This is a genomic window from Nocardioides sp. J9 (assembly GCF_007829375.1).
GTDB lineage: Bacteria > Actinomycetota > Actinomycetes > Propionibacteriales > Nocardioidaceae > Nocardioides.
This window is the reverse complement of sequence record NZ_VLJQ01000081.1, coordinates 1-21,960: the sequence shown is the minus strand read 5'-3', so window position 1 is coordinate 21,960 and position 21,960 is coordinate 1. Positions and strand designations below refer to the sequence as shown.

Here is a 21,960-nt window from a genome sequence, read left to right as displayed (position 1 = left end):
GCGAGCCACCGGCCTGCTCGACGAGGAGGCGCTGCGCACCCCCGTCGACCGGCTCTCCGAGGGTCAGCGGCGTCGCCTGCACCTCGCCCTCTGCCTCGCCGCACGCCCCGACGTCCTGCTGCTCGACGAGCCGACGAACCACCTCTCGATCGCCCTGGTGGACGAGCTCACCCGAGCGCTGGAGACGGCCTCGTGCGCCGTGGTCGTCGCCACCCACGACCGCCAGCTGCTGGCCGACACCGCCAACTGGCCGCGCCTGGCGCTGGGGGATCGCGGGCCGAGGACCGGGTAGAGCACCGAAGAGCGCGCTCGGTAGGATTCCGGGCACGACCCTTGACCACTGCCGAGGATGCGCGTGCACCTGATCGTCCTGCTCCACTTCGTGGCGGGACTCGGGGCGCCCTGGCTGGTCGGTCGCCTGGGGACGCGCGCGTTCGCCGTCCTCGCCGCGGTCCCCGCGGGCAGCCTGGTGTGGGCCGTCGCGCACACCGGTGCGGTGCGGGAGGGGGACGGCCCCACCGACGTGCTGTCGTGGGTGCCCTCGCTCGACCTCGAGGTCGCGCTGACGATGGGCGTCCTGCAGTGGCTGATGTTCCTCGTCGTGGTCGGGATCGGCGCCCTGGTCCTGGCCCACTGCACGTGGTACTTCACCGACGACGACGAGGGGATCGGCACCTTCGCGGGCGTGCTGGTCGCCTTCGTCGGCGCGATGCTGGGCCTCGTCCTCGCCGACGACCTGCTGCTGCTCTACGTCTTCTGGGAGCTGACCACGGTCTTCTCCTACCTGCTGATCGGCTACGACCCGACGAAGACGTCGTCGCGCCGCTCCGCGCTGCAGGCGCTGCTGGTCACCACCTTCGGCGGCCTGGCGATGCTGGTCGGGCTGCTGGTCATCGGCCACGAGGCCGGCACGCTGCGGATCTCGGAGATCCTCGCCGACCCGCCGGGCGGCACCTCCGTGACGATCGCCGTCGCGCTGCTGCTGGTCGGCGCGCTGAGCAAGTCCGCGCTCTTCCCCTTCCACTTCTGGCTGCCCGGCGCGATGGCCGCGCCGACGCCGGTCAGCGCCTACCTGCACGCCGCGGCGATGGTGAAGGCCGGTGTCTACCTGGTCGCGCTGCTGGCGCCGGCGTTCAGCACCGTCGCCGGGTGGCACGCGAGCCTGCTCGTCCTGGGAGTGCTCACGATGGTGCTGGGCGGGCTCCGCTCGCTGCGCCAGTACGACGTCAAGCTGCTCCTCGCCTACGGCACGGTCAGCCAGCTCGGGTTCCTCATGGTGGTGCTGTCGATCGGCACCCGTCACGCGGCGCTCGCCGGCCTGGCGCTGCTGCTGGCGCACGCACTCTTCAAGGCGACGCTCTTCCTCGTCGTCGGCATCGTCGACAAGTCCACCGGCACGCGCGACCTGCGCAAGCTCTCCGGGCTCGGTCGGCGCCAGCCGGTGCTGCTCACGATCGCCGGCCTCGCCGCGCTGTCCATGGCCGGCGTGGTGCCGCTGCTCGGCTTCGTCGCCAAGGAGTCGAGCTTCGAGGCACTCGTCGACGTCGCGGAGACCGGCACAGAGCTGCCCGCGTGGGCCGGCTGGCTCGCCGTCGCCGGCGTCGTGGTCGGCTCGGTCCTCACCGTCGCCTACACCGCCCGCTTCGTGTGGGGCACCTTCGCCGACAAGCCGGCGGTGGAGGACACCCCGCTGACCGCGCCGGGCGTCGGCTTCCAGGCCGCGCCGGCTGTGCTCGCGCTGACCGGCCTCGTCCTCGGCTTCGCCGGCTCCCCGCTGACCAGCCAGCTCGCGCCGTACGTCGACCAGTTCCCTGCGGCCGAGAAGGAGCCCTACCTCGCGCTGTGGCACGGCGTCGGGCTCCCGCTGCTGTTCTCCGTGCTCGCCGTCGGCGTCGGCCTGCTGATGTTCTGGAAGCGCGAGCGCTTCGCCCGCGCCCAGGCCCGGGTGACCACCGACCTCAGCACCGAGCGCGGCTACGGCTGGACGATGCGGGCCGTCGACCGGGTCGCCGTCGAGGTGACCGGCTGGGTCCAGCGCGGCTCCGTGGCGGCGTACCTCGCGATCATCCTGGTCGTAGTCATCGGGCTGCCCGGGATGGCGGCACTGCTCAACGTGGACCCCGACGACCTGCGGGTCGTCCTGTGGGACTCGCCGGCCCAGGCCGCCGTCGGCCTCGTCATCGTCGTCGCGGCGGTGATGACCGCGCGGTCGCGGCGCCGGCTGCGCGCGGTGGTCCTGGTCGGCGTGACCGGCTACGGCACGGCCCTGCTCTTCCTGCTCCACGGCGCTCCCGACCTCGCGCTGACGCAGGTGCTGGTCGAGACCGTCAGCCTCGTGGTCTTCGTGCTCGTGCTGCGGCGGCTGCCGGAGTACTTCACCGACCGGCCGCTCACCTGGCACCGCTACCTGCGGATCGCGCTCGGTGTCGGCGTCGCTGCCGGCGTCACCGGCTTCATGCTGCTGACGACCTCGGCGCGCACGCACGACCCGGTGTCGGTGGAGTTCGCCGAGCAGGCGGTCGAGTACGGCGGGGGCGAGAACATCGTCAACGTCACGCTGGTCGACATCCGCGCCTGGGACACCTTCGGCGAGATCTCCGTGCTCGTGGCGGCCGCCACCGGCGTCGCCAGCCTGATCTTCCTCGACACCCGGCTGTCCGGTATCCGGCGCGTCCGCGAGATCCCGTACCCCGTGGGGGTGACGAAGCAGCGGACCACCGCCGGCCGACGCGCGTGGCTGCCCGCGCCCCGGACCCTCGACGCGGACCGGCGCTCGATCGTCTTCGAGGTCGTCACCCGGCTGGTGTTCCACAGCATCGTCGTCTTCAGCATCTACCTGCTGCTGGCGGGCCACAACCAGCCCGGGGGCGGCTTCGCGGCCGGGCTGGTCACCGGCGTCGCGCTGATCATCCGCTACCTCGCGGGCGGAAAGTACGAGCTCGACGAGGCGGCGCCGGTCGACGCCGGCATCCTGATGGGCAGCGGCCTCGGGATCGCGGCGACGTCGGCCGTCGTACCGCTGTTCTTCGGCGGCGCCGTGCTGCAGAGCGCGATCGTCGACGTCTCGCTCGGGCCGCTCGGCAAGCTGCACCTGGTGTCGTCGACCGTGTTCGACATCGGCGTCTACCTCATCGTCGTCGCGCTCATCCTCGACCTGCTGCGCACCTTCGGGTCGCGCATCGACCGCCAGATCCAGCGCGAGCGCCGCGAGGCCGAGGGGAGCCCCGCCTGATGGACGCGAACCTGACCCTGCTCCTCACCGGTGCCGCCATGATCGGCTGCGGCGTCTACCTCGTGCTGGAGCGCAGCCTGACCCGCGTCCTGGTCGGCCTCGTGGTGCTGAGCAACGGGGTGAACCTCCAGTTCCTGGTCGCCGGCGGCAAGGCCGGCGAGGCGCCCATCGTCGGCGAGGCCGCCGTCTCGGAGATGAGTGACCCGCTGCCCCAGGCACTGGTGCTCACGGCGATCGTGATCACCCTCGCGATGGTGGCCTTCGTGCTGGCCATGGCCTACCGCAGCTGGCAGCTCAACGACCACGACGACGTCCAGGACGACGTCGAGGACGCAGCCATCCGTCGACTCGCGGAGAGCGACGAGCAGTCCGACAGCTTCGACCTCTCCAGCGACGAGCCCGAGACCTTCGAGCAGGAGGGCGCATGAACGTCAGCCTCCTCGTCCCGCTCCCCGTCGTCCTCCCGCTCCTCGGCGCGGGAGCGGCCCTGGTGCTGTCCCGCCGGCCGCACGCGCAACGGGCCGTCAGCGTCACCGTCCTGGCCGCGATGGCCGCCATCGCCGCGGTGCTCGCCGTGGCGGCCGACCAGGAAGGACCACAGGTCGCGTGGATCGCCGGCTGGCCGGAGCCCCTGGGCATCGCCCTGGTCGCCGACCGGCTCTCCGCCCTGATGCTGCTCGTCTCGTCACTGGTGACCCTCGCAGTCCTCACCTACTCCGTCGGCCAGGGCATGACCGGCGACGGCGAGGAACGCACGCCGGTCTCGGTCTACCACCCGACCTTCCTCGTGCTCGTCGCCGGCGTCGCGAACGCCTTCCTCGCCGGCGACCTGTTCAACCTCTTCGTCAGCTTCGAGATGCTGCTGTTCGCCAGCTACGTGCTGCTGACGCTCGGCGGCACCATGGCGCGGATCCGCGCCGGGACGATCTACGTGGTCGTCAACCTGCTCTCGTCGATGCTCTTCCTGGTGGCACTCGCCGCCGTGTACGCCGCCACCGGCACCCTCAACCTCGCGCACCTCTCGACCCGGCTGGCCGAGCTGCCGGACAGCGTGGCCCTGGTGCTGCAGCTGATGCTGCTCGTGGTGTTCGCGATCAAGGCCGCGATCTTCCCTCTCTCGATGTGGCTGCCGGACAGCTACCCGACCGCCCCGGCGCCGGTGACCGCGGTGTTCGCCGGCCTGCTCACGAAGGTCGGCGTCTACGCGATCCTGCGGATGCAGTCGCTGCTCTTCCCCGACCAGCCGCTCACGGACCTGCTGATGTGGGCGGCGCTCGCGACGATGATCATCGCGATCCTCGGCGCGATCGCGCAGTCCGACATCAAGCGCATGCTGTCCTTCACCCTGGTCAGCCACATCGGCTTCCTGGTGTTCGGCATCGGGCTGGGCTCCGCCGCCGGCTTCTCCGGCGCGATCCTCTACGTCGCCCACCACATCACCATCCAGACCGCGCTCTTCCTGGTCGTCGGCCTGATCGAGCGGCGGGCGGGCAGCTCGTCCCTGGTGCGCCTCGGCGGCCTCGCCCGGCTCGCTCCCCTGCTGGGCATCCTGTTCTTCGTCCCCGCGATGAACCTCGCCGGGATCCCGCCGTTCTCCGGGTTCATCGGCAAGGTGATGCTGATCGAGGCCGGTGTCGCCGACGGCAGCGTGCTCGCCTGGCTGCTGGTCGGCGGCAGCGTCGTCACCAGCCTGCTCACCCTGTACGCGGTGGCGAAGACCTGGTCGCTGGCGTTCTGGCGCACGCCGCTGGAGGCCCACGAGATGGCTGCCCGGCTGGTGACCGCCGAGGACGAGGCGTCGCCGCCGCGGGGCGCCAGCCCCCGCGAGGACAGGCCCGTCCGGCTCGGGCACGGCGAGGGCCCGGGGCTGGTCGCCCAGGGCCTGGACGAGGTGGAGCGGGTCCACGACCCCGACCACCCCGACCGCGACCTGCACCAGCGGCTGCAGGACGGGGACCTGCCGGACCGGCTCCCGCGCTCGATGGTGTGGTCGACGACCGGCCTGGTCGCCATCACCGTGGCCCTGACCTTCGTCGCCGGGCCGCTCGCGGGCTACACCGACCGGGCTGCGGTCGACCTCCTCGAGCGCGACCCCTACATCTCCGCCGTCCTGGAGGACACGCCATGACCGCCGACGTGGCCCCCGCCCCGGTGCCGGACCAGCCCTCCGCCGTACGCAGGCGGCTGGCGAACGTCCAGCTCGGCGTGACGTTGTGGCTCATCGTGCTGTGGCTGGTGCTGTGGCGCGACCTGACCTTCCCCCTCGTGGCCGGCGGGCTGCTCGTCGGCGCCGTCGTGCAGCTGGTGTTCCCGCTGCCGCCGCTGCGGATGCACCTGCGCCCGCGTCCGGTCGGGCTGCTCGTGCTCGTCGCGGTGTTCCTGCGCGACGTCGTCGTCGCGAGCTGGCAGGTCACCCGGATCGTGCTGCGCCCCGGCCCGGTCACCAACGCCGTCGTCGAGATCCAGCTGCGCACGCCCTCGGACTTCGTCCTCACCATCGTCGGCGAGATGCTGACCCTGATCCCGGGCAGCGTCCTGATCGAGGCCCGCCGGGCGAGCCACACCATCTACATGCACGTCCTGGACGTCGCCGCCGAGGACGACGTCGAGGAGTTCCGCGAGCTCGCGCTCGCCCAGGAGCGCCGCGTGCTGCGGGCCTTCGGCATCGACGACAGCCACCTGTCGCTGCCGCCGGAGCAGGCGCAGCAGGCCGTGCGCGACCGCGCGGCGGGCGAGGACGTGCAGGGTGTCGTCCACGGCGTGCACGACGAGGAGGACTTCGGATGAGCGTGACCGACTGGGTGCTCGGCGGGTGCGTGGTCGTGCTCGCCGTCGCCGCTCTGCTCCTCACCGCCCGGATCACGATCGGTCCGACCACGCTCGACCGGATCATCGCCATGGACGCCCTCATCGCCGTCCTCATCTGCGGCCTCGCCCTCGACGCGGCGGTACGACGCAGCAGCGACACCATCCCGATCCTGCTCACCCTCACCGTGCTGGGGTTCGTGGGATCGGTGAGCGTCGCCCGCTTCACCCGCGGGCGCACCGACATCGAGGGGGACCCGCGATGACCTGGCCCGGGGTCGCCGACGCGCTCGCCGCCGTGTGCCTCTCGCTGGGCGCGCTGCTGACGCTCGTCGCAGCGATCGGCATGCTGCGCTTCCCGGACCTGCTCACCCGGATGCACGCGGTGACCAAGCCGCAGGTGCTCGGCCTGCTGCTGGTCTGCACCGGCCTCGCGCTGCGCCTGCGCGACCCCGGCGCCACGGGCCTGCTCGTGCTGGTGGTGGTCGCGCAGATGCTCACCGCACCGGTCGCCAGCCACATGGCCGGCCGCGCGTCGTACCGCAGTGGGCAGATGCGCACCGACCTGCTCGTCGTCGACGAGCTGACCGGCGTCGACCTGGAGGAGAACCGCGGCGCCCCCTGACCGTCACGGTCGCCTGGGCAGCGCCCCGGACCACCTGCTCGAGGACGACAGCCGCCCGGCGTCCTCGTCGACGCCGGGCGGCTGCTTCGTGTCCGGGGTCTCCCCGGTCGGGGTCAGGCCCGGGTGTCCCACTCCAGCGGCAGCGCCTCGAGGCGGAGCTGGCCGCCGCGCTCGCGCAGGTCGGCGTCCGGGGCGATCCGGTAGTGCGGGATCTGGCGGTGCCACTCCTCCAGCGCGATGACCAGCTCGCGGCGGGCCAGGTGCATGCCCAGGCAGCGGTGCTGGCCGGCGCCGAAGGCGATGTGGTTGTTGAGGTTCTCCCGGTGCATGTCGAACTGGTCCGGGGCCTCGAACTTGCGCGGGTCGCGGCAGGCCTGGGCGACGCCGAGCCAGATCATGTCGCCCTTGCGGAGGTCGAGGCCCTCGTACTCCATGTCCTCGGTGACCTGGCGACCGACCTGCAGCACCAGCGGGTAGAGGCGGATCGCCTCCTCGACGAACTTCGGCCACAGCGACGGGTCGTCCAGGCACTCCTGGCGCGTCTCGGGGTGGGTCGCGAGGTGGTAGAGCATGTAGCTCAGCGCCGAGCGGGTGGTGTCGAGCCCGGCCGCGAGGGTCGACATGCAGATGGTGACCAGGTCGTCCTCGGGGACGGGGGCGCCGAGCACCTGGCCCTGGATCAGGCGGGTGATCAGGTCCGTGGTCGGGTCGCCGGGGTTCTCCCGGCGCTGGCGGATCGCCTGGCGGAGGTAGTCGTTGAGCTGCTCGGTGGCCTCCTCGGCCGTCAGGCCCTCGGCGCCGTCACCGGCGGAGAGGACGCCGCCGAAGATCGCCTCGATCCACGGCAGCAGCTTCTCGCCGTCCTCGAGCGGGAGGCCGAAGATCTCGAGGAACACCTCGGTCGGGAACAGGATCGCGAAGCCGCTGGCGACGTCGGTCGCGCCGCTGCCGGCGAACTCGGTGATCATGTCGGCGATGCGCTGGCGGGCGATGCCCTCGACCCGCTTGACCGCGGCCGGCGAGAAGTACGGGTTCAGCAGCCGGCGCACGTCGGTGTGGTGCGGCGGGTTGATCCCCTGCGGCATGAACTTCACGGCGAGGTTGTCGGTGTAGGCGGTCGGCTGGTCGGAGTTGAACTCCTCGTACCGCTGCATGATGTCGACGACGTCGTCGTACCTCTGCACCATGTAGTAGCCGTGGTCGAGCGCGGTGCTCCAGCTGAAGCGGTGGGCCTCCCGCTCCGCGTCGAGCAGCTCGTAGGTCTCGAAGGCCTTGCGGCCCACGGTGTAGTCGGTGCTCGTGATCGGGCACCGGCCGACGTCCTTCAGTTCCGAGCGCTTGGTCATGGGTCCTCCTCCGGGGGCGCGGTGCGCCAGGTCTGTGTCGCTGGGTGGGCTGGGTGAGCCGGGTGAGCCGGGTGAGCCGGGGCGGGCTCAGGCGAGCTCGGTGATGTCGAGGGGTGCGGTGGGGGCGTTGCGGGCGCCGCCGGGCGAGCCGAGCGGCTCGAGCGCCTGCCGGTTGACCTCGAGGTACGACGACCACTGCTCCGGCACGGAGGCGTCGTCGAAGATCGCCTCGACCGGGCAGACCGGCTCGCACGCACCGCAGTCGACGCACTCGTCGGGGTGGATGTAGAGCATCCGGGACCCCTCGTAGATGCAGTCGATCGGGCACTCGTCCACGCACGCCTTGTCCTTGGTGTCGACGCACGGGGCAGCGATCACGTAGGTCATGTCGTGCTCCTTCAGCCCAGCGGCTCGAGGAAGCTCATCTCCGCCTCGCGGCGGGTGATCTTCCACTGGCCGTCGACGTTGCGGTACTCGTCGCGGTAGCTCGCGGCGGCGCGCTTCCACTCGCCGCTCGCCAGGCGGACCGTGGAGTCCACGTCGCAGAGCCCGGTCGCCCGGTCGCCGTCCACCTCGATGACGTGGTTCGCGGTCCAGTGGTGGGTCAGCTCGTGTGCCTCCCAGATGCCGCGGGTCATCTCGGCGATGGCGTCGTGGCCGGTCGGCCGGACGTCCTCGCCCAGGACCCACTCGGCCTTCTCGTCGAAGACGCCCAGGAGGCGGTCGAGGTCGCGCTTGTCGATGCCGTGGCAGTAGTTGGCGGCCAGCTCGCGGATCTGCTCGCGCGCCACCAGCTCGGCGAGGACGTCGGTGCTGTCCTGGCTCGTCGTCTGGCTCATCGTCAGCTCCTCCGCCCGGCCTCGAACATGCCCACCGGGTTCTCCCACTGGCCACCGGCGAAGGCCGACGGCCCGGGGGCGGTGCACATGCCGGCGTCGACGTTGAGGGTCACGCCGGTGATGAAGCGCCCGTCGTCGCTGGCCAGGAAGGCCGCGGCGCCGGCGATGTCCTCGGGCAGGCCGGGACGGTCGATCAGGTTCCAGTCCGCGAGCAGCTTCTCGGCACCGTCCAGGTCGTTCGCGTCGCCGGTGAGGATGTCCGCGTTCATGGCGGTCAGCATCGCGCCGGGGACGATCACGTTGGCGCGGATGCCGAGCGGGCGCACCTCCGCGGCCACCGACTGGGTGAGGCCGATGATGCCGGCCTTCGTCGCGCTGTAGACGTGCGGGCCGGGCCCGCCCTGCAGGCCGGCCGGGCTGGAGGTCGCGAGCAGCACGCCGCTGCCCTGCTCGGTCATCACCCGGGTGGCGTGCTTGAAGGAGAGCAGCACCCCGCGCAGGTTGATCGCGATCGTGGCGTCGACGTCCTCGGTGCGCAGCTTCGCGATCGGGCCGAGCGCGCCCATCACGCCCGCGTTGGCGTAGAACACGTCGATCCGGCCGAACTCCTGCACCGCGGCGTCCACGAGCGCGGCGACGTCCTCCTCGACGGAGACGTCGGTGCGCACGAAGATGGCGCGCTCGCCCAGCTCGGTGGCCAGCTCCTTGCCGGCCACCTCCTGGACGTCGGCGATGACGACGGACGCGCCCTCCGCGTGGAAGCGGCGGATGGTGGCCGCCCCGATGCCGGAAGCGCCACCGGTCACCACGGCGACCCGGCCGGCGAAGCGGTCGACGACGGGCTTGACGTGCACGGCGCTCACTTGGCCCACCCCTGGTCGAGCGTGGTGCCCATGTGCACCTCGATGGTCTTCTCGACGAACAGCGGGGACTCGCCGCTCACGTCGATGGTGTCGTCGTAGGTGCCCCACCCGATGATCGAGGCGTCGTCGCCGCGACCGACGTAGAGGAAGTACGACTGCAGCCGGACCACGCCGGGCTCCAGCGACTCGGACTTCGCGTTGGCCAGGAAGTGCCGCTTCAGCGAGGTGTCGGCGGCGAAGGCCTCGCCGTAGAACTTCTCGATCGCGTCGCGACCCTCGAAGCTGCCCATCGGGGTGTGCAGCTTGCCGTCGACGGCGAACAACGCGGCGACGGTGGCCGGGTCCGGCACGTCCAAGGTCTCGGCATAGGTGTGGAAGAAGCCCCGGGCCGCCTCCACGTCCTCGAGCCGCCCGAGCCGGGCGGCGAGCTCCTCGATCGTCACGCTCATCTTCAGTCCTCCACAACGATGGTCATGGCGCCCTCGGGGCAGGCGGCGGCCGCCTGCTGCGCCAGCGAAACCTGGTCGGCCGCGATCACGAGGTCCTCGTGGCGGGCCTGCACGAAGCCCTCCTCGTCGTACGGGAGGAGGTCCTCCGCAACCGAGTAGCAGCGGCCATGTCCGGTGCAGCGGTCGTAGTCCACGACGACTCGAGCCATCTCAGGTGTCCTTTCGGTCCCGCCTCGCCGGCGGTGCGTCCCCCAGTGAGGGAGATCACGGGTTGATCTGCGTCACGCAACCCTGCCTACCATGAACATCAATGTCAAGCGTCACACCGGAACGTCTCGCCGCAAGTGAAAACCTGCGTGATTTCGTTGACAACCATGCGAATGGTATTTACGGTTCCCTTGATCCATCAGCGTGACCCACGTCACTCACCCCGAAAGTCGACACATGATCACGATTCCCCTCACCCGGTCCCGCCGGGCCGCCTCCGGCGCGCTGGCCGCGCTGGTCCTCCTCACCGCCGCGGCCTGTGGCTCCAGCACGGCCAGCAGCGTCTCCGACGAGGACGTCAACCAGGAGGGCCTCCAGCAGGCGCGTGAGCTGGTGGCCGAGTTCAGCAAGCAGCCCACCCGGATCCCCAACGCCACCCCGATCGGCAAGCCGGTCCCGAAGGGCAAGCGGGTCACCTTCCTCTCCTGCGGCACCTCGACCTGCAACCTCGAGGCCGACATCATCAAGCAGGCCACCGACGCGCTCGGCTGGGAGTTCACCGCGATCGCCAACGACGGCACCCCGGAGGGCATCAAGAAGGGCTGGCAGCAGATCCTGCGCGACAAGCCGGACGGCGTGCTCTACCCGGCCACCCCGGTCTCCGCCTTCAAGAACGAGCTCGACCAGGCCGCGGAGATGGGCATCGAGGTCGTCGCGTGCTGCACCACCGACCCGGCCGACGGCGAGAAGCTGGACTTCGTCATCGGCACCCCGGAGCAGTCCGAGCGCCCGGGCGAGCTGATGGCGGCGTACATCGTCGACAAGAGCGACGGCAAGGGCAACGCGCTCTTCGTCAACGTCTCCGCGTTCGAGATCATCGGCTCGATCAAGAAGGGCTACGACAAGGTCTTCGACGAGACCTGCGAGGCCTGCGGCAACGACGTCATCGACATCCCGATCACCGCGCTCGGCAAGGACGTCCCGGACCGGATCGTGTCCTACCTGCGCTCCAACCCGAACACGAAGTACGTCGCGCTCAGCATCGACGGTGCCCTCGGTGCCGGCCTGCCGGCCGCGCTCAAGGCCGCCGGCCTCAACGACGTCACCGTGATCGGCGTCGGCCCGGACGAGACCACGCTGCAGTACATCTCCGGCGGCCTCCAGGAGGCGACCATCACCTTCCCGTACTACGAGGAGATGTTCTCCATGGTCGACGCGCTGGCCCGCAAGTTCGCCGGCGTGGAGCCCGACCCGGACGTCGAGGTCCCGGACTGGATCGTCACCAAGGACACGCTCCCGACCGACAAGGAGATCTTCCCGGTCGTGGCCGACGTCTCCGACCAGTACTTCAAGCTCTGGGGCGTCAACTGACGCACCGGTGCCCCACCTGAGCGGTGGGACCTGACGGAGGGCCCGTCACCTCGACGAGGTGGCGGGCCCTTCGGCGTCCCTGCAACGACCCTCGACGGCCGCGCCCGGGGCCGGGTCCCCGACGCCGGGCTCACCCAGTAGCAGTCGGGTCGGACGAGTGCTCACCGATCGCGTACCGGAGGCGCAGACCGATGTCGCCGAGAACCTCGGCCACGTCGTCGCGATCGTGCGGACCGGGCCCGTCCAGCAGGCCGACGTCGGCACACCGGTCAGCCAGTCGCTGGAGGCCGTGGTCGTCCACGTCACCTCCGCGCACGGCACCCTCGTAGCGAGCAAGGACGAGCATCAGCACCATGACGTCGGCCTGGCCGACCGGGTTGGTGGTGGGCGGGTTCATCCGGGCCATGTTGCCACCCCGGACCGGCAGGCAACGCACGAAGCCGCCCGGCCAGAGGGCCGGGCGGCTGGTGCGTTGACGACTACCTGTGTCGGGTCAGTCCCACTCGAGGACGAGCGACTGGAGGCGCAGCTGGCCGCCGCGCTCGCGGAGCTCCTGACCGGGAGCGATGCGGTAGTCGGGGATGCGGGCGTGCCACTCCTCGAGGGCGATGACCATCTCGGCGCGCGCCAGGTGCATGCCGATGCAGCGGTGGTGGCCGATGCCGAAGCCCATGTGGTGCGACAGGTTCTCCCGGTCCATGTCGAAGCGGTCCGGGTCGGGGAACTTGCGCGGGTCGCGGTTGGCGGCCGCGAGCCCCAACCAGACCATGTCGCCCTTCTTCATCTCCATGCCGCGCCAGGTGATGTCCTCGCCGACCTTGCGGCCGTCCTGGATGAGCAGGGAGTAGAGCCGGATCGACTCCTCGATCGCCCTCGGCCAGTCCTCGGGGTGGGCGGTGAGGTGGTGCCGCAGCTCCTCGTCACCAGCGAGGTGGTGGAAGACGTAGCCGAGCGCCGAGCGGGTGGTGTCGAGGCCGGCCGCCATGAGGGTGGTGCAGATGACCACGATGTCGCGGCGCGAGATCTCCTGGTCGCGGATCTTCGAGACCAGCAGCCGGGAGATCAGGTCCTCCGCGGGGTCGCGCGGGTTGGTGACCCGGTCGTCCACCGCCTTCTCGAAGTACTCGTCGATCGCGGTCGTCGCGGCGACGGCCTTGCGCACCGACTCGTCGTCGTCGTTGAAGAACCCCAGGAACATGTCCTCGACCAGGGGGAGCAGCCACTCGCCGTCCTCCACCGGCAGGCCCATCAGGGCCAGGAAGAGGTCGGTGGGGTACTGCATCGCGAAGCCCTCGGTGATGTCGATCCGCTTCGCACCCTCGAGCTGGTCGACCAGCTCCCGCGCCCGCTCCCGGGCGAAGCCCGACAGCCGCTTCACCGCCGCCGGCGAGAAGTACGGGTTCAACACCCGACGCAGGTCGGCGTGCTCGGGCTGGTTGAGGTTCTGCGGCAGCAGCGGGGCGGCCTGCTCGGTGATGAAGGCGCTGGTGACGTCGTTGGTGAAGACCTCGTGCATGCCGAGGGCCTCGCGCACGTCGTCGTACCGGTTGACGACCCAGAAGCCCGCCGACGTCGAGTCGTTCCAGGCCGCGGGCGCCTCCTCACGGTCCTCGTTCAGCAGCTGCCAGGTCTCGAACGCCGGGCGCTCGACGCGGTAGTCGGTGTGGATGACCGGGCACCGGCCGACCGCCCGGCCCTGGGCGTTCGCGCCGTCGCGCGCGATCCGCTCGTCGGTCGTGCCGGTCATGCGGCAGCCTCCGTGTGCTTGCCCTTGCGGCGCAGGCGGAACGAGCGGCCGCCGCTGCGCTCGACCGTGGTGACGGCCAGTGCCGCGATCAGCACGATGCCGGTGAACATGTTGGCGGCCCACGGCGGCGAGGCGGCGAGCGCGAGGCCCGTCGTACCGGCGCCGAGGGTGATGACGCCGAGCATGGTGCCCCAGGCGTTGAAGCGGCCCGGGCGCAGCTGGGTCGCGCCGAGGAAGGCGGCGGCGAAGGCCGGCAGGAGGTACGGCGTGCCCGCGGTCGGCGAGCCGGAGCCCAGCACCGCGGCCAGGGTGATGCCGGCCCAGCCGGCGAGCACCGCGGAGACCAGCAGCGAGCAGAACTGGATGCGCTTGGTCGGGATGCCGGACAGGCGGGCGGCCTCGGTGTTGAAGCCGGTGGCGTAGATGCGGCGACCCATCGCGGTGTGCTCCATCAGGAACCACAGCGCCGCGGCGAGCACGAACATGTAGATGACCGGCAGCGTCACGCCGAGCGCCTGCTTCTGGCCGATGTCGGAGAACGAGCCGTAGAGGGCCGAGCCGGTGATCGGGACCTCGTTGGTCACGAAGGTGATGAACGCCTGGATGAGCGACCCGGTCGCCAGTGTGCCGATGAGCGAGTCGACGCGCAGGATGACCACGACGAAGGCGTTGATGACGCCGACCACGAGCGAGACCGCCAGCGCTGCGGCGATCGCGGTGCTGGTGGACCACTCGCGCTCGACCACGAAGTACGCCGCGGTCACGCCGGACAGCGACATCGTGTAGGCGAAGGAGAGGTCGAAGACGCGCGCGGACAGCGGGATCACGATCGACAGGGCCGCGAGGCCGATCACGGCGTTGCCGTTGAGCACCTGGCTGACCGTCGCCGACTTCGGGAAGGTCTCCGGCACGCGGATCGAGAAGAAGATGACGATGACGGCCAGGACGTAGAGCGCACTGACCTTGTTCGGGCTGAGCATCCCGAGGACCCGGGTCCCGACGGACGAGCCCGACGTCGGCGGCCGCTCCGGGGTCGGGATCTCCACCGACTCGGGGGTGGAAGTCGTGAGTGTCACTGGTCTGCCTCCATGGCTGCGAGAAGGGACTGCTCGGTGACCTCGGGGCCACGCAGTTCGGAGCCGACCCGGCCGTTGCGCAGCACGATCACGCGCGAGCACAGGGCGAGCAGGTCGGTGGTGTCGGTCGAGGTGACGACGACGGCGAGGCCGTTGTCCGCCAGCTCGCCGACGAGCTCGTAGATGGCCTGCCGGGTGCCGACGTCGACGCCGGCGGTCGGCTCGGCGAGGATCACCAGGTCGGGCTTCGACGCCAGGCAGCGGCCGAGGATGACCTTCTGCTGGTTGCCGCCGCTCAGGCTGGTGATGGCGTCGTCCGGGCCGGACACCTTGATCTCCAGGCGCCGGATCCAGTCGTCGACGAAGGACCCCTCCTTCTTGCCGCTGGTCCAGCGCAGCGGGGTGCCGAAGCGGCGGACCACGCGCAGGGTGAGGTTCTCCGCGACGCTGAAGTTCGGCACGACCGCCTCGCCGACCCGGTCGGCCGGGACCAGCGGGAAGCCGGCCTGCTCGAGTGCCTGACGAGCGGGCTCCCAGTCACCGGCACCCCGTCGTACCTCCCCGGCCTCGGCGGGTCGGGCACCGGCGAGCACGTACGGCACCGTCTCGGCGCCGGAGCCCGCGAGCCCGGCGAGGCCGATGACCTCACCGGCACGGACGCTGAACGCCAGGTCCTCGAGCGCGCCCGAGGCGAGCCCCCGGACCTCGAGCACCGTGCCCGCGCCGACCGGCTCGGGACGCTCCAGCCGGAACGAGGCGTCGACCTTGTCGCCGACCATCAGCTCGGCGAGCTTCTGGGTGTCGAGCCCGGTGAGGTCCTGGCAGGCGCTGACGAGGCCGTCGCGCAGGACGGTGACCCGGTCGGCGATCGCGAAGATCTCGTCGAGGCGGTGGGAGACGTAGAGCACCGAGGCGCCGAGGCCGCGGATCTCGCGCACGATGTCGAGCAGGCGGTCGACCTCGGTGTGCGGCAGCACGGCGGTCGGCTCGTCGAGGACGAGCAGGCCGCGGTCGGCCTCCCAGTTGGTGAGCGCGGCCGCGATGGCGACGACCGTGCGCTCGACCGGGGTGGCCTCGGACAGCGGCTTGTCGACGTCGAGGTCGACGACCCCGAGCCGGGCGAGCATCTCCCGGGTACGCCGGGCCTGGGCCTTCCAGTCGACTCGACCACCGAGCGTGGTGATGAAGCCCGCCGTGAGGGCGAGGTTCTCCACCGCCGACATCTCCAGCACCAGGCCGAGGTCCTGGTGCACGAAGCGCAGCCGCTCGTACCCCTCGGCACCGCGGTGGCCGAGCACGAACGGCTCGCCGTTCAGCTCGGCGTGCGAGCCCGGGTCCGGCAGGTGGTAGCCCGCGAGCGTCTTGATCAGCGTGGACTTGCCGGAGCCGTTGGCCCCGACGAGGGCGTGGATCTCGCCCGGCGCGATGTCGAGGTCGACGCCCTTGAGGGCGCGGATACCGGTGAACGTCTTGCAGACGTCGCGCAGCGCCAGGACGGGGACGTCCGGGGCGACCGCGGTCGCAGGCCCGGCGGGCCGGGCGCTCAGGTCACTGCTCATGCCAGCTCCTCAGTTGGTCCCGCGCCAGGCGAGCGAGCCGCCGTCGACGGTGATGACGGCGCCGTTGACGAACGAGGCCGCGTCGGAGACGAGGAAGGAGACGAGGTTGGCCACCTCGTCGGGGCGGCCCGCGCGCGGGATGAGCGAGGAGGCCGCCATCATCCGCTCGGCCGCCTCGCGGTCGGAGGCGACGTCGAGGAAGCCGTCCCGCATCGGGGTGTCGGTCGAGCCGGGGCAGTAGGCGTTGACCCGGATGTCCGGCGCCAGGTCGACGGCGGACGCACGGGTCAGCTGGACGACGGCGCCCTTGCTGGCGCAGTACGCCGGCCCCATCGGGTAGCCGGTGAGCCCCGACACCGACGCGCAGTTGGCGATCGCGGGGTTGTTGCCGCGGCGCAGGTGCGGCGTCGCCAGCTTGGTCAGCAGCCACATCGCCTTGACGTTCACGTCGAAGACGAGGTCCCAGTACTCCTCGGCGAGGGTGTCGACCGTCGACTCGTCGGTCAGTGCCGACTCGATGACGCCGGCGTTGTTGACCAGCACGTCGAAGCCACCCATCGCGGCGACGGCGTCCTCGACGAGCTGCGTGATCTCCTGCGTGCTGCGCAGGTCGGCGCCGATGACCGTGGCCTCCGAACCGGCGGCGCGGACCAGGTCCGCGGTCTCCTTGGCGAGCTCGACGTTGCGGTCGGTGACCACGACGTGCTCCGCCCCCTGCTCGGCGAGGGTCACGGCGACGGAGCGGCCGATGCCCTGGGCGGCGCCGGTGACCAGGCAGCGCTTGGAGTCGAGCGGAGCGGCAACGGTGCGGCTCATGCGACCACCGTCCCGGCGGGCAGGGCGATCGACTTCTTCTCGAGGTACGACTGCAGGCCCTCGGGGCCCATCTCGCGGCCGATGCCCGACTGCTTGAAGCCGCCGAACGGGGTGCCCCACGACTGCGGGGCACCGTTGATGCTCACCATCCCGGTGCGCACCTGGCGGGCGACGCCGAGCGCCACCTCCGGGTCCGGGCCCCACACGGAGCCGGACAGGCCGTACGGACTGTCGTTCGCGATCTTCACGGCGTCCTCCACGTCGTCATAGGTGATCAGGGACATCACGGGGCCGAAGATCTCCTCCTGGGCCACGCGCATGGCATTGGTGACGCCCGCCAGGAGCGTCGGCTCGACGTACCAGCCCGGCCCGGCAGCGGGGGCGGCGCCGCCCCCGACCGCGACGTCGGCGCCCTCGGCGCGGGCGACGTCGAGGTAGCCGAGCACGGTGTCGCGCTGCTGCTGGCTGACCAGCGGGCCGATGAAGGTGGCGGGGTCGAGCGGGTCGCCCACCTTCAGGGCGGCGATGGCGGCGGCGAGGGCGTCGCGCACGTCGTCCTCCATGTCGCGGGGGACGAGCACCCGGGACTGGGAGATGCACAGCTGTCCGTTGACGCTGAACGCCATCGGCAGCAGCGCCGTGACCATCGCGTCGACGTCGGCGCCGCGCAGCACGATGGCGGCGGACTTGCCGCCGAGCTCGAGGGTGACGCGACCGACCCGGTCGGCCGCCGTACGGGCGATCATCTTGCCGACCTCGGTGCTGCCGGTGAAGCCGATCTTGTCGACCTCGGGGTGCCGGATCAGCAGGTTCCCGGCCTCGCGGTCGGCAGGCAGGATGGAGAGCACACCCTCCGGGAGGCCGGCTTCGGCGAAGGCCTCGCCGAGCGCCATGATCGTCATTGGGGTCAGGGTCGCGGGCTTCACGACCACCGAGCACCCGGCGGCCAGGGCCGGCGCGACCTTGATGGTCGGCGAGCTCAGCGGGCCGTTCCACGGGGTGATGGCGCCGACGACACCGACCGGCTCGTCCACGACGAGGGACCGGTTCACCCCGTCGGTGCGGGCCTCCTCCAGCGGCGTGTTCTCGATGAGGTCGGCGTAGTAGCGCAGGTGGCGCACCGGGTTCGGCACGTGCGCCTTCTCGGAGAACCAGATGGGGCAGCCGAGCTCGGAGGTGAGCAGCCGGGCGAGCTCGGGGATGCGGGCCTCGATGTGGTCGGCCGCGCCGCGCAGCACCGCTGCGCGCTTCTCCGGGGGCTGGTTCCGCCAGACGCCGTCGTCGAACGTCGACCGGGCCATGCCGATCGCGCGCTCCATGTCGCCGACCCCGGCGACCTGGATCTCGGCCAGCTCGGTGAGGTCCGCGGGGTTCACCACCGTGGTGGTGCCACCGTCGCGTGCCGACTGCCACCGGCCGCCCATCCACAACTGCTGCATCTCCGGACTGCTCCTTCGGTTCGGGACGATCGATCAGCGGCGGCCGCACGAGCGGACCTGTGCGTGGAGCGGGCGTGCCGGCTCCCGCGGCCACCTCCGAGAGCGGGTGGCCTGCGTCACAATCTGGCGCAATCATGCATACCATTCACATGGACGTCAACAGGGTGATGCAGTTCACGAGAAAGCGTTGACGAAGTGACGGGCCCCACATAACATCCCGGATCATTATCATCGTTTGAGGGGAGTGTGATGAGCCGTCACGTGGTCATCGTGGGGGCCGGGGTCGCCGGGCTCCGCGCCGCTGAGGCGACGCGCCGCCACCACCCCGACGTGCGGGTGACCCTGGTCGGGGAGGAGCCCTGGGCGCCGTACCAGCGGCCGCCGCTGTCCAAGGAGCTGCTCACCCGGGTCGACGACCCTGCGGAGCCGGTCCCGCTCAACCAGGCCCTCGACGCCGACGACCCGCTGGTGGTGCGGCGCCTCGGGGTCCGGGCGACGGCGCTGGATCCCGCGGCGCGCACCGTTACCCTCGACGACGGCTCGTCGCTGTCGTGGGACCGGCTGGTCATCGCGACCGGTGTCCGGGCAGCCGTCCCGGCAGCCTGGCGGGACGTGCCCGGTGTCCTCACCCTGCGCACGTTCGCGGACCTCGGCGCCCTCCGCGACACCTTCACCCGGGCCCGTTCAGCTGTCATCGTCGGAGCCGGCGTGCTCGGCTGCGAGGTCGCAGCTGCGGCACGGCAGCGCGGGTTGTCCGTCGACCTCGTCGACGCCGCCGACCAGCCGATGCTGCGGATGCTGGGCCCTGAGGTGGGGCGCTTCGTCGCCGGGCTGCACCACGAGCAGGGCACCCTGCTGCACCTGGGGCGGCACGTGGCCGACCTGGCCGACTTCGCCGGTGGCCCGGTGGTCACCCTCGACGACGGGGTCGCCCTCCGCCCCGACGCCGTGGTGGTCGCGGTCGGCGCGGCGCCCGACCTCGGCTGGCTGGACGGTGCCGGCCTCGAGCTGGACGGCGGGGTCGTCGTCTCCGCCACGCAGGCGACCAGCCTCCCGGACGTGTTCGCCGTCGGCGACGTCGCCGTGCTCCGAGACGGTGCCGACGACGGCCGGCCGATGCGCCACGAGCACTGGACCTACGCCGGTGACTCCGCCGCGACCGCGGCGACCAACCTCTTCCTCGACCCCGCCGACCACGTGGCGACCACGGCGCTGCCGTACGCCTGGAGCGACCAGTGGGGCTGCAAGGTGCAGACCCTCGGCCGGGTCAGCGGCCCGCCGACCCTGGTCCGCGGCAGCTTCGAGGACCGGAGGTTCCTCGCCCTGTTCGCCGAGGACGGCGTCGTCGTCGGCGCGGCTGCGTGCAACCACGTCCCCCACCTGATGAAGGCGCGGTCCGTGATCGAGCAGGGCCGGACCCTGCCCGACGCCGTCGAGCACCTCGGCGACCGGACCGCCGCCCCGACACCGACCACCACCCTCCAGGAGACGAGGCCCTCATGACGACGACCACGGTCCACGGCGACAAGCCGGTCAAGCAGCTGGACCGGGTGATCATCCGGTTCGCGGGTGACTCCGGTGACGGCATGCAGCTGACGGGTGACCGGTTCACCCAGGAGTCGGCGGTGTTCGGCAACGACCTGGTCACGCTGCCGAACTTCCCCGCAGAGATCCGCGCCCCCCAGGGCACGATCCCGGGCGTCTCCTCGTTCCAGGTCCACTTCGCCGACCACGACATCCTCACCGCCGGCGACCGTCCCGACGTGCTGGTCGCGATGAACCCCGCCGCGTTGAAGGCCAACCTCGGGGACCTCCCGAAGGGCGCCACGATCATCGTGGACACCCACGACTTCACCAAGCGCAACCTCGACAAGGCCGGCTACGACTCCAACCCCCTGGACAAGCTCGGCGAGGTCGACGACATCCTCGCCGGGTTCTCCGTGCAGCCGGTGGACCTGACCGGCATCACCGTCGAGGCCGTCAAGGAGTTCGGCCTGTCCCGCAAGGACGCCGCACGAGCCAAGAACATGTTCGCGCTGGGGTTGTTGTCGTGGATGTACGGACGCCCCACCGAACCCACCATCGCGTTCCTGGAGAAGAAGTTCGCCAAGGTCCCCGCGATCCTGGGTGCGAACCTGGCGGCGTTCAAGGCCGGCTGGAACTACGGCGAGACCACCGAGACCTTCGTGGTCCAGTACGAGATCAAGCCCGCCCGCATGGCCGCGGGCACCTACCGCAACATCACCGGCAACCTGGCCCTGTCCTACGGTCTGGTCGCGGCCGGGGTCCGCTCCGGGCTGCCGGTGTTCCTGGGCTCCTACCCCATCACCCCCGCCTCCGACATCCTCCACGAGCTGAGCCGGCACAAGGGCTTCGGTGTCACCACGCTGCAGGCCGAGGACGAGATCGCCGGCATCGGTGCCGCGATCGGCGCCTCGTTCGCCGGCCAGCTCGCCGTGACCACCACCTCCGGGCCCGGTATCGCACTGAAGTCCGAGGCCATCGGACTGGCCGTGATGACCGAGCTGCCGCTCGTGGTCGTCAACGTCCAGCGCGGCGGGCCCTCCACCGGGCTGCCCACCAAGACCGAGCAGGCCGACCTGCTCCAGGCCATGTACGGCCGCAACGGTGAGGCCCCCGTGCCGATCATCGCGCCCCAGTCCCCCGGCGACTGCTTCGCCGCCGCGGTCGAGGCCGCCCGGATCGCGATCACCTACCGCACCCCCGTCTTCCTGCTCTCCGACGGCTACCTCGCCAACGGCTCCGAACCCTGGGCCATCCCCGACGTCGACGACCTCCCCCTCATCGACCCCGACTTCGCCACCGGACCGAACCACACCTCCGCCAAGGCGGCCAGGGCGGCCCAGGACGGCGAGGGCGACGGGGAGCCGGACGAGTTCTGGCCCTACGCCCGTGACGCCAAGACGCTGGCGCGCCCGTGGGCCATCCCGGGCACCGCCGGGCTGGAGCACCGCATCGGTGGCCTGGAGAAGTCCGGCACCGCCGAGGCCGGGCACGGCAACATCTCCTACGACCCGGCCAACCACGACCGCATGGTCCGCCTGCGTAAGGAGAAGGTCGCCCGCATCGCCGACGACCTGCCCCCGCTGCAGGTCGACGACCCGTCCGGGAACGCGAAGGTCCTCGTCATCGGCTGGGGTTCGACCTACGGTCCGATCGGTGCGGCGTGCCGCCGGGTGCGGCGCGCTGGGTACGACGTCGCGCAGGTCCACCTGCGCCACCTCAACCCCTTCCCCAGGGACCTCGGCGACATCCTCACCCGCTACGACAAGGTCCTCGTCCCCGAGATGAACCTGGGCCAGCTCTCCAAGCTGCTGCGCGCGGAGTACCTCGTCGACGCCCAGGGCTACAACCACGTCTACGGCCTGCCCCTGAAGGCAGCCGAGCTCGCCGAGGCCATCGGCCGCCTCGTCGGCGAGGCCGAGAACCGCGMGGTCGACCTCGGCGAGCACGGCCTCAACCTTCCCGCCGACCACGAGGAGGCCTGAACATGACCACCACCCAGAACCCGATCGACCTGGGCACCCCGGCGCTGCGCACCGGCACCGAGCTCGTCCCCACCATC

22 protein-coding genes are annotated in these 21,960 nt (G+C 71.2%); 10 read left to right on the top strand and 12 right to left on the bottom strand.

Annotated elements, in window-relative coordinates:
• The 7 genes from L615_RS24250 to mnhG form a co-directional block, all read left to right on the top strand.
• A partial coding sequence (locus L615_RS24250) for an ATP-binding cassette domain-containing protein (protein ID WP_261376690.1) occupies positions 1-292 on the top strand: 292 nt, incomplete at its 5' end.
• Positions 293-355: 63 nt separating this feature from the next.
• Positions 356-3,232, top strand: a complete 2,877-nt coding sequence (locus L615_RS13685) for a Na+/H+ antiporter subunit A (protein ID WP_145725416.1) — start codon at positions 356-358, stop codon at positions 3,230-3,232.
• On the top strand, positions 3,232-3,660 hold the full coding sequence (locus tag L615_RS13680; RefSeq protein WP_145725415.1) for a Na(+)/H(+) antiporter subunit C: 429 nt from the start codon (positions 3,232-3,234) through the stop codon (positions 3,658-3,660). The genes L615_RS13685 and L615_RS13680 overlap by 1 nt, the downstream gene beginning before the upstream one ends.
• Positions 3,657-5,360: a Na+/H+ antiporter subunit D gene (locus L615_RS13675; RefSeq protein ID WP_145725414.1), complete on the top strand. Its 1,704-nt coding sequence runs from the start codon at positions 3,657-3,659 to the stop codon at positions 5,358-5,360. The genes L615_RS13680 and L615_RS13675 overlap by 4 nt, the downstream gene beginning before the upstream one ends.
• A complete protein-coding gene (locus L615_RS13670; protein ID WP_145725413.1) occupies positions 5,357-6,019 on the top strand; it encodes a Na+/H+ antiporter subunit E in 663 nt (220 codons plus the stop codon). The genes L615_RS13675 and L615_RS13670 overlap by 4 nt, the downstream gene beginning before the upstream one ends.
• Positions 6,016-6,303 (top strand): monovalent cation/H+ antiporter complex subunit F, encoded by a 288-nt coding sequence (locus L615_RS13665; protein WP_145725412.1) that lies wholly within the window; start codon positions 6,016-6,018, stop codon positions 6,301-6,303. The genes L615_RS13670 and L615_RS13665 overlap by 4 nt, the downstream gene beginning before the upstream one ends.
• Positions 6,300-6,662 carry a monovalent cation/H(+) antiporter subunit G gene (gene mnhG, locus L615_RS13660; protein WP_036517246.1) on the top strand — a complete coding sequence of 121 codons (363 nt, stop codon included), beginning with the start codon at positions 6,300-6,302 and terminating at the stop codon, positions 6,660-6,662. The genes L615_RS13665 and mnhG overlap by 4 nt, the downstream gene beginning before the upstream one ends.
• A 113-nt stretch (positions 6,663-6,775) precedes the next feature.
• Here mnhG and L615_RS13655 read toward each other — a convergent pair whose 3' ends face one another.
• The 6 genes from L615_RS13655 to L615_RS13630 form a co-directional block, all read right to left on the bottom strand.
• Positions 6,776-8,008 (bottom strand): cytochrome P450, encoded by a 1,233-nt coding sequence (locus L615_RS13655; protein WP_145725411.1) that lies wholly within the window; start codon positions 8,006-8,008, stop codon positions 6,776-6,778.
• 87 nt (positions 8,009-8,095) lie between these two features.
• The gene (gene fdxA / locus L615_RS13650; RefSeq protein ID WP_145725410.1) at positions 8,096-8,395 is read right to left on the bottom strand and encodes a ferredoxin; all 300 of its coding nucleotides are present in this window, start codon (positions 8,393-8,395) and stop codon (positions 8,096-8,098) included.
• Positions 8,396-8,406: 11 nt separating this feature from the next.
• A complete protein-coding gene (locus tag L615_RS13645; RefSeq protein ID WP_051485612.1) occupies positions 8,407-8,847 on the bottom strand; it encodes a nuclear transport factor 2 family protein in 441 nt (146 codons plus the stop codon).
• A gap of 2 nt (positions 8,848-8,849) precedes the next feature.
• Positions 8,850-9,710 (bottom strand): SDR family NAD(P)-dependent oxidoreductase, encoded by an 861-nt coding sequence (locus tag L615_RS13640; RefSeq protein WP_198020154.1) that lies wholly within the window; start codon positions 9,708-9,710, stop codon positions 8,850-8,852.
• Positions 9,707-10,159 (bottom strand): nuclear transport factor 2 family protein, encoded by a 453-nt coding sequence (locus L615_RS13635; RefSeq protein ID WP_028655125.1) that lies wholly within the window; start codon positions 10,157-10,159, stop codon positions 9,707-9,709. Before L615_RS13635 ends, L615_RS13640 begins: the two co-directional genes overlap by 4 nt.
• 2 nt (positions 10,160-10,161) lie before the next feature.
• Complete coding sequence (locus L615_RS13630) at positions 10,162-10,368, bottom strand: ferredoxin (RefSeq protein WP_145725409.1); 207 nt, start codon at positions 10,366-10,368, stop codon at positions 10,162-10,164.
• Positions 10,369-10,603: 235 nt separating this feature from the next.
• Here L615_RS13630 and L615_RS13625 point away from each other — a divergent pair, with 235 nt between their 5' ends.
• Positions 10,604-11,737 (top strand): substrate-binding domain-containing protein, encoded by a 1,134-nt coding sequence (locus L615_RS13625; protein WP_145725408.1) that lies wholly within the window; start codon positions 10,604-10,606, stop codon positions 11,735-11,737.
• A 130-nt stretch (positions 11,738-11,867) separates the two neighbouring features.
• Here L615_RS13625 and L615_RS13620 read toward each other — a convergent pair whose 3' ends face one another.
• The 6 genes from L615_RS13620 to L615_RS13595 all read right to left on the bottom strand — a co-directional run bounded on the left by L615_RS13620 (position 11,868) and on the right by L615_RS13595 (position 18,374).
• Positions 11,868-12,134 carry a hypothetical protein gene (locus L615_RS13620; RefSeq protein WP_145725407.1) on the bottom strand — a complete coding sequence of 89 codons (267 nt, stop codon included), beginning with the start codon at positions 12,132-12,134 and terminating at the stop codon, positions 11,868-11,870.
• A gap of 96 nt (positions 12,135-12,230) precedes the next feature.
• Positions 12,231-13,484, bottom strand: coding sequence for a cytochrome P450 (locus tag L615_RS13615; protein WP_145725406.1), 1,254 nt, complete (start codon positions 13,482-13,484; stop codon positions 12,231-12,233).
• Positions 13,481-14,560: an ABC transporter permease gene (locus L615_RS13610; protein WP_145725405.1), complete on the bottom strand. Its 1,080-nt coding sequence runs from the start codon at positions 14,558-14,560 to the stop codon at positions 13,481-13,483. The genes L615_RS13615 and L615_RS13610 overlap by 4 nt, the downstream gene beginning before the upstream one ends.
• Positions 14,557-16,119, bottom strand: a complete 1,563-nt coding sequence (locus tag L615_RS13605) for a sugar ABC transporter ATP-binding protein (RefSeq protein ID WP_145725404.1) — start codon at positions 16,117-16,119, stop codon at positions 14,557-14,559. The genes L615_RS13610 and L615_RS13605 overlap by 4 nt, the downstream gene beginning before the upstream one ends.
• A gap of 9 nt (positions 16,120-16,128) precedes the next feature.
• A complete protein-coding gene (locus tag L615_RS13600) occupies positions 16,129-16,935 on the bottom strand; it encodes an SDR family NAD(P)-dependent oxidoreductase (protein WP_145725403.1) in 807 nt (268 codons plus the stop codon).
• Positions 16,932-18,374 carry an aldehyde dehydrogenase gene (locus tag L615_RS13595; RefSeq protein ID WP_145725402.1) on the bottom strand — a complete coding sequence of 481 codons (1,443 nt, stop codon included), beginning with the start codon at positions 18,372-18,374 and terminating at the stop codon, positions 16,932-16,934. The genes L615_RS13600 and L615_RS13595 overlap by 4 nt, the downstream gene beginning before the upstream one ends.
• Positions 18,375-18,623: 249 nt before the next feature.
• Between L615_RS13595 and L615_RS13590 the strand changes: the two genes are divergently transcribed.
• The gene (locus L615_RS13590; RefSeq protein WP_145725401.1) at positions 18,624-19,877 is read left to right on the top strand and encodes an NAD(P)/FAD-dependent oxidoreductase; all 1,254 of its coding nucleotides are present in this window, start codon (positions 18,624-18,626) and stop codon (positions 19,875-19,877) included.
• Positions 19,874-21,883, top strand: coding sequence for a 2-oxoacid:acceptor oxidoreductase subunit alpha (locus tag L615_RS13585; protein WP_145725400.1), 2,010 nt, complete (start codon positions 19,874-19,876; stop codon positions 21,881-21,883). Before L615_RS13590 ends, L615_RS13585 begins: the two co-directional genes overlap by 4 nt.
• Positions 21,884-21,960 lie beyond the last annotated feature (77 nt).

Coding starts and splice junctions, on each gene's coding strand:
- L615_RS13620 (WP_145725407.1), bottom strand. CDS start 12,134: ATGAACCCGCCCACCACCAACCCGGTCGGCCAGGCCGACGTCATGGTG.
- L615_RS13605 (WP_145725404.1), bottom strand. CDS start 16,119: ATGAGCAGTGACCTGAGCGCCCGGCCCGCCGGGCCTGCGACCGCGGTC.
- L615_RS13635 (WP_028655125.1), bottom strand. CDS start 10,159: ATGAGCGTGACGATCGAGGAGCTCGCCGCCCGGCTCGGGCGGCTCGAG.
- L615_RS13625 (WP_145725408.1), top strand. CDS start 10,604: ATGATCACGATTCCCCTCACCCGGTCCCGCCGGGCCGCCTCCGGCGCG.
- mnhG (WP_036517246.1), top strand. CDS start 6,300: ATGACCTGGCCCGGGGTCGCCGACGCGCTCGCCGCCGTGTGCCTCTCG.
- L615_RS13630 (WP_145725409.1), bottom strand. CDS start 10,368: ATGGCTCGAGTCGTCGTGGACTACGACCGCTGCACCGGACATGGCCGC.
- L615_RS13600 (WP_145725403.1), bottom strand. CDS start 16,935: ATGAGCCGCACCGTTGCCGCTCCGCTCGACTCCAAGCGCTGCCTGGTC.
- L615_RS13675 (WP_145725414.1), top strand. CDS start 3,657: ATGAACGTCAGCCTCCTCGTCCCGCTCCCCGTCGTCCTCCCGCTCCTC.
- L615_RS13665 (WP_145725412.1), top strand. CDS start 6,016: ATGAGCGTGACCGACTGGGTGCTCGGCGGGTGCGTGGTCGTGCTCGCC.
- fdxA (WP_145725410.1), bottom strand. CDS start 8,395: ATGACCTACGTGATCGCTGCCCCGTGCGTCGACACCAAGGACAAGGCG.
- L615_RS13645 (WP_051485612.1), bottom strand. CDS start 8,847: ATGAGCCAGACGACGAGCCAGGACAGCACCGACGTCCTCGCCGAGCTG.
- L615_RS13655 (WP_145725411.1), bottom strand. CDS start 8,008: ATGACCAAGCGCTCGGAACTGAAGGACGTCGGCCGGTGCCCGATCACG.
- L615_RS13590 (WP_145725401.1), top strand. CDS start 18,624: ATGAGCCGTCACGTGGTCATCGTGGGGGCCGGGGTCGCCGGGCTCCGC.
- L615_RS13670 (WP_145725413.1), top strand. CDS start 5,357: ATGACCGCCGACGTGGCCCCCGCCCCGGTGCCGGACCAGCCCTCCGCC.
- L615_RS13680 (WP_145725415.1), top strand. CDS start 3,232: ATGGACGCGAACCTGACCCTGCTCCTCACCGGTGCCGCCATGATCGGC.
- L615_RS13595 (WP_145725402.1), bottom strand. CDS start 18,374: ATGCAGCAGTTGTGGATGGGCGGCCGGTGGCAGTCGGCACGCGACGGT.
- L615_RS13615 (WP_145725406.1), bottom strand. CDS start 13,484: ATGACCGGCACGACCGACGAGCGGATCGCGCGCGACGGCGCGAACGCC.